At 70.9% G+C, this 5,228-nt stretch carries 3 protein-coding genes and 1 pseudogene; 1 reads left to right on the forward strand and 3 read right to left on the reverse strand.

Annotated features, from left to right (window positions below; all coding sequences use genetic code 11):
- Positions 1–182 precede the first annotated feature (182 nt).
- The 3 genes from DI272_RS08775 to sucC all read right to left on the reverse strand — a co-directional run bounded on the left by DI272_RS08775 (position 183) and on the right by sucC (position 3,951).
- Complete coding sequence (locus tag DI272_RS08775; protein WP_109494800.1) at positions 183–1,739, reverse strand: aldehyde dehydrogenase family protein; 1,557 nt, start codon at positions 1,737–1,739, stop codon at positions 183–185.
- A 185-nt stretch (positions 1,740–1,924) separates the two neighbouring features.
- Positions 1,925–2,809 (reverse strand): succinate--CoA ligase subunit alpha, encoded by an 885-nt coding sequence (gene sucD / locus DI272_RS08780; RefSeq protein WP_109494801.1) that lies wholly within the window; start codon positions 2,807–2,809, stop codon positions 1,925–1,927.
- 11 nt (positions 2,810–2,820) lie between these two features.
- The gene (sucC, locus tag DI272_RS08785; protein WP_109494802.1) at positions 2,821–3,951 is read right to left on the reverse strand and encodes an ADP-forming succinate--CoA ligase subunit beta; all 1,131 of its coding nucleotides are present in this window, start codon (positions 3,949–3,951) and stop codon (positions 2,821–2,823) included.
- A 126-nt stretch (positions 3,952–4,077) separates the two neighbouring features.
- Here sucC and frc point away from each other — a divergent pair.
- Positions 4,078–5,228: pseudogene (gene frc / locus DI272_RS08790) on the forward strand (formyl-CoA transferase); the annotation flags it as partial.

The following is a 5,228-nucleotide window of genomic DNA, read 5'->3' on the forward strand; positions in this document are numbered from 1 at the left end:
GCGTCGCCGACGGACCCGACTGCACATGCGTCATATCCAGAACACGGACACCCTCAAGAGCCATCGTCATGCTCGCCACCTCATCCCTCATCGTGGTGCATTGCATATTGCATACCGACAGAGAATTGTGTTCGCCGCCGACGGGCGGCGCCCGTCCGTGGGCACCGCCCGCCGCGCCGGTCCTACGGCATCAGCTGGTACTCCGGGAAGTTCCCGGGCAGCCGCTCCTCGGCCGGACCCTGGGTCACCGCGCGCACCAGGAGTTCGCCTCCGACGAAGGCGCCGCGCCAGGACGCGCCGAAGCCGCCGAACAGCTCTTCGCGGTCGCCGCGTGACCGCGGCGTGCCGTGGCCGATCTTGAAGGCGCGGATCTGCGGGGCGAGCCGGCCGAAGGTCGACCGGTCGTCCGTGGACAGGGTCGCGACCAGGGCGCCGTTGGAGGCGTTCATGGCGGCCAGCAGTTCGGCCTCGGTGTCGACCAGGACGATGGTGTCGACCGGGCCGAAGGGTTCCGCGTGGTGCAGCGGGGAGGACGGGGGCGGGTTGAGCAGCGTGACCGGCTGGACGTACGCCGAGGTGTCCTGGCCGGGCAGGAAGCGGGCGTCGGCGGGCGCGCCGCGGTGCAGGGGGACGGCGCCGCGGTCGATGGCCTCGGCGATCTGGTCCTGGAGCTCCTTGGCCTTGGCCGCGTTGATGACCGGGCCGAAGTCCAGTGCCGGGTAGGGGTCGTCGGCGTGGGCGACCGCCAGCGGGTGTCCGACGCTCAGCGAGCGGACGGCCGGGAGATAGGCCGCCAGGAACGCGTCGAAGAGCTCGCGCTGGACGACGAAGCGCGGGTATGCCGTGCAGCGCTGCTTGCCGTAGTCGAAGAGCTTGGGGACGACGGCGCTGAACGTGTCCCAGTCCGAGTAGTTCCAGATGCCCCAGGTGTTGAGTCCTTCCTGTTCGAGGATGTGCCGCTTGCCGAGGTCGGCGACGGCGGTGGCCACGGCGGCGCCGGTGTCCCGGCCGCCGACGAAGGAGACGCAGCCGATCTCGGGCGCCTTCACCAGCGCCTCCGACAGCTCGCCGCCGCTGCCGCTGACGAGGGTGACGGGGATTCCCTCGCGGGCGGCGAGTGCGCAGGCCAGGGTGAGACAGGCGACGCCGCCGTCGGTCGGGGTCTTGGCGATGACCGCGTTGCCCGCCAGTGCCTGGACCAGCAATGCGTGAACGAGCACGCTCATCGGGTAGTTCCAGCTCGCGATGTTGGACACCGGACCGTCCAGCGGTGCCCGGCCCTCGACCATCGGCTCGATGCCGTCGACGTACCAGCGCACCCCGTCGATGGCCCGGTCGACGTCCGCCTGGGCGAGTCGCCAGGGCTTGCCGATCTCCCAGACGAGGAGGAGGGCGAGGAGCTCACGGTGCTGGGTGAGGGCGTCGAGGGTGGCCGCGACGCGGGCGCGGCGCTCGCCCAGCGGGATGTGCCGCCAGGCCCGGTGCTGGTCGAGGGAGGCACGCACGGCCTGGTGGGCGGCTTCGCGGTCGAGGCGGGGCGGGCCGGCGATGGGGCTGCCGTCGACGGGGCTGGTGGCGGGCAGGGCCCGGCCGTCCGCGTGCCAGGCGGAGTTCCAGAGGTTGAGGACGCGGTCGTCGCGGAAGGCCTCGGGGGCGACCGCGAGGCAGCGCTGCCAGGCGTCGTCCCAGGTCGTACCGGACTTCACCACGAGGGACGGGGAGTTGAGGGTGGATGTCATGCGATGTCTCCGCTCTCGGTGCACAGTCGGGGGCGGGGGGTGCGGTGTCTGCCGGGCCTCGTGCGGACGGGTGCCCGCGCGGCCAACGGCTTGTTGTACGGCTGAGATTGCGGTGGCGCCGGATGTGCGCCCCGCGGTCACTGCGTTGTTCCCGGCGGAGACCGCCGGTCAACCCTCCCTGGGCCTCAGGCGCGGTTTTCCAGCCGGGCGAGCACGAGGCGGGCCGTCTCGGTCGGGGTGTCGCCGACCTGGACGCCGACCGCCTCCAGCGCTGCCTTCTTCGCCTGCGCGGTGCCGGACGAGCCGGACACGATCGCGCCCGCGTGACCCATGGTCCTGCCTTCCGGCGCGGTGAAGCCGGCGATGTAGCCGACGACCGGCTTGGTGACGTGGTCGCGGATGTAGGCCGCGGCCCGTTCCTCGGCGTCTCCGCCGATCTCCCCGATGAGGACGACGAGTTCGGTGTCGGGGTCGTCCTGGAAGGCGGCCAGGCAGTCGATGTGGGTGGTGCCGACGACGGGGTCGCCGCCGATGCCGACGCAGGTCGAGAAGCCGATGTCGCGCAGCTCGTACATGAGTTGGTAGGTGAGCGTGCCCGACTTGGAGACCAGGCCGATGCGGCCGGACCTGGCGATGTCCGCGGGGATGATGCCGGCGCCGGACTGCCCCGGGGTGATCAGCCCGGGACAGTTGGGACCGATGACCCGGGTGCCCTTCTTCTTCGCGTACGAGAGGAAGGCGACGGAGTCGTGGACGGGGATGCCCTCGGTGATGACGACGGCGAGGGCGATGCCGGCGTCGGCGGCCTCGACGACGGCCGTCTTGGCGAAGGCGGGCGGCACGAAGACGACGGTGACGTCGGCCCCGGTCGACCGCACGCCCTCGGCGACCGACCCGAAGACGGGGACGGCCCGCTCGTCGAAGTCGACGGTCCGCCCGGCCTTGCGCGGGTTGACGCCGCCGACGACATTCGTGCCCGCGGCGAGCATGCGCCGGCTGTGCTTCATGCCCTCGCTGCCCGTCATGCCCTGGACGAGGACCTTGGACTCCTTGGTGAGAAAGACGGCCATGTGCCGCTCCTTCAACTGGCGTTGGCGAGTTCGGCGGCGCGGCGGGCGGCACCGTCCATGGTGGTGGCCTGCTGGACGAGGGGGTGGGCACGGCGGTCGAGGAGGGCACGCCCCCGCGCGGCGTTGTTGCCGTCGAGCCGCACGACGAGCGGCTTGGTCAACTCGACCGCGTCCAGGGCCTGCACGATGCCGTCGGCGACCGCGTCACAGGCGGTGATCCCGCCGAAGACGTTGACGAACACCGACTTCACGGCCGGGTCGGAGAGGATGACGGAGAGACCGTCGGCCATGACGCGGGCCGAGGCACCGCCACCGATGTCGAGGAAGTTGGCGGGCCGGGCGCCGCATCCGGCGACCACGTCGAGGGTCGACATGACCAGGCCCGCGCCGTTGCCGATGATGCCGACTTCACCGTCCAGCTTCACGTAGTTGAGGCCCTTCGCCGCCGCGGCGGCTTCCAGCGGGTCGTCGTGCCCGGCCTCCTCGTCGCCCCAACGGGCCTGCCGGAAACGGGCGTTGTCGTCGAGGGTGACCTTGCCGTCGAGGGCGAGGATCTGTCCCTGGCGGGTTCGCACGAGCGGGTTGACCTCGACGAGGACGGCGTCCTCGCGGACCAGTACCTGCCACAGCCGCAGCAGGACGTCGACGGACTGCGCCGGCAGACCGGCCGCGGCGGCGATCTCTCCCGCCTTCGCGGAGGTGACGCCTTCGGCCGGGGCGATGGGGACCCGGGCCACCGCCTCCGGCCGGCCGGCGGCGACCTCCTCGATCTCCATGCCGCCCTCCGCGGAGGCGATGGCGAGGAAACGGCCCGCCGCGCGGTCCAGAACGTAGGAGACGTAGAACTCGGCCTCTATGTCCACGGGTTGGGCCAGCATCACCTCACCCACCCGGTGTCCCTTGATGTCCATGCCGAGGATCTGACGGGCCGTGAGCTCCGCCGCGCGCGGGTCGGCGGCGAGCTTCACTCCCCCGGCCTTGCCTCGGCCCCCGGTCTTCACCTGCGCCTTGACGACGGCGCGGCCACCGAGCCTGCGGGCGATCTCCCGTGCCTTCTCGGGCGAGTTGGTGACTTCTGCCCGCGGCACCGGGATGCCGTGTTCCTCGAAGAGGGCCCGCGCCTGATGCTCGTACAGGTCCATGATTCGGCTCCCGTCTTAAAAGTGGTGCACGCCCCCTGGACATCACCCATCGGATGCGGGATAACAATCTTCATACAGTATTCGTCGACTGTATGCAATGTGCCGAGCGAGGTGACCGTGGCAGCGATGGCTCTTGAGGGTGTCCGTGTTCTGGATATGACGCATGTGCAGTCGGGTCCGTCGGCGACGCAGCTGCTGGGGTGGCTGGGGGCGGATGTGGTGAAGGTGGAGGCGCCGGGCGGGGATGTCACGCGGGGGCAGTTGCGGGATCTGCCGGGTGTGGACTCGCTGTATTTCACGATGCTGAACTGCAACAAGCGCAGTGTCACGCTGAACACCAAGTCGGAGCGGGGCGGGCAGATCCTGGCGGAGCTGATCCGGGGTTCGGATGTGCTGGTGGAGAACTTCGGGCCGGGGGCGGTGGACCGGATGGGCTTCACCTGGGAGCGGATCCGGGAGATCAACCCGCGGATCGTGTACGCCTCGATCAAGGGGTTCGGGCCGGGCCCGTACACGGGTTTCAAGGCCTACGAGGTGGTGGCGCAGGCGATGGGCGGGGCGATGGCGACCACCGGGGAGGCGGACGGGCCGCCGATGGCGACGGGGGCGCAGATCGGGGACTCCGGTACCGGTGTCCATGCGGTGGCGGGCATCCTGGCGGCGTTGCTGCAGCGTGAGCGCACCGGGCGGGGCCAGCGGGTGAACGTGGCGATGCAGCACGCGGTGCTGAACCTGTGCCGGGTCAAGCTGCGTGACCAGCAGCGCCTGGCCCGCGGCCCGCTGGCGGAGTATCCCAACGACGACTTCGGCCAGGAGGTGCCGCGGTCCGGGAACGCCTCGGGGGGCGGGCAGCCGGGCTGGGCGGTCAGGTGCGCGCCGGGCGGCCCCAACGACTACGTCTACGTCATCGTCCAGCCCGCGGGCTGGAAACCCCTCACCCGGCTGATCGGCCGGCCCGAACTGGCCGACGATCCCGAATGGGCCGGCCCGCAGGCCCGGCTGCCGCGGCTGGCAAAGATGTTCCAGCTGATCGAGGAATGGACCAGCACCCTGCCCAAGTGGCGGGTGCTGGAGGAACTGACCGCGCACGACATCCCGTGCGGGCCGGTCCTGTCCACCAAGGAGATCATCGAGGACGCCTCCCTCGCCGCCGACGACATGATCGTCACCGTCGAGCATCCCGAACGCGGCCCCTTCACCACCGTCGGCAACCCCCTCAAACTCTCCGACTCCCCCACCCGCATCACCCCCTCCCCCCTCCTCGGCCAACACAACGA

This window comes from Streptomyces sp. Act143 (assembly GCF_003143935.1).
Taxonomy (GTDB): domain Bacteria; phylum Actinomycetota; class Actinomycetes; order Streptomycetales; family Streptomycetaceae; genus Streptomyces.

Coding starts and splice junctions, on each gene's coding strand:
- sucC (WP_109494802.1), bottom strand. CDS start 3,951: ATGGACCTGTACGAGCATCAGGCGCGGGCCCTCTTCGAGGAACACGGC.
- sucD (WP_109494801.1), bottom strand. CDS start 2,809: ATGGCCGTCTTTCTCACCAAGGAGTCCAAGGTCCTCGTCCAGGGCATG.
- DI272_RS08775 (WP_109494800.1), bottom strand. CDS start 1,739: ATGACATCCACCCTCAACTCCCCGTCCCTCGTGGTGAAGTCCGGTACG.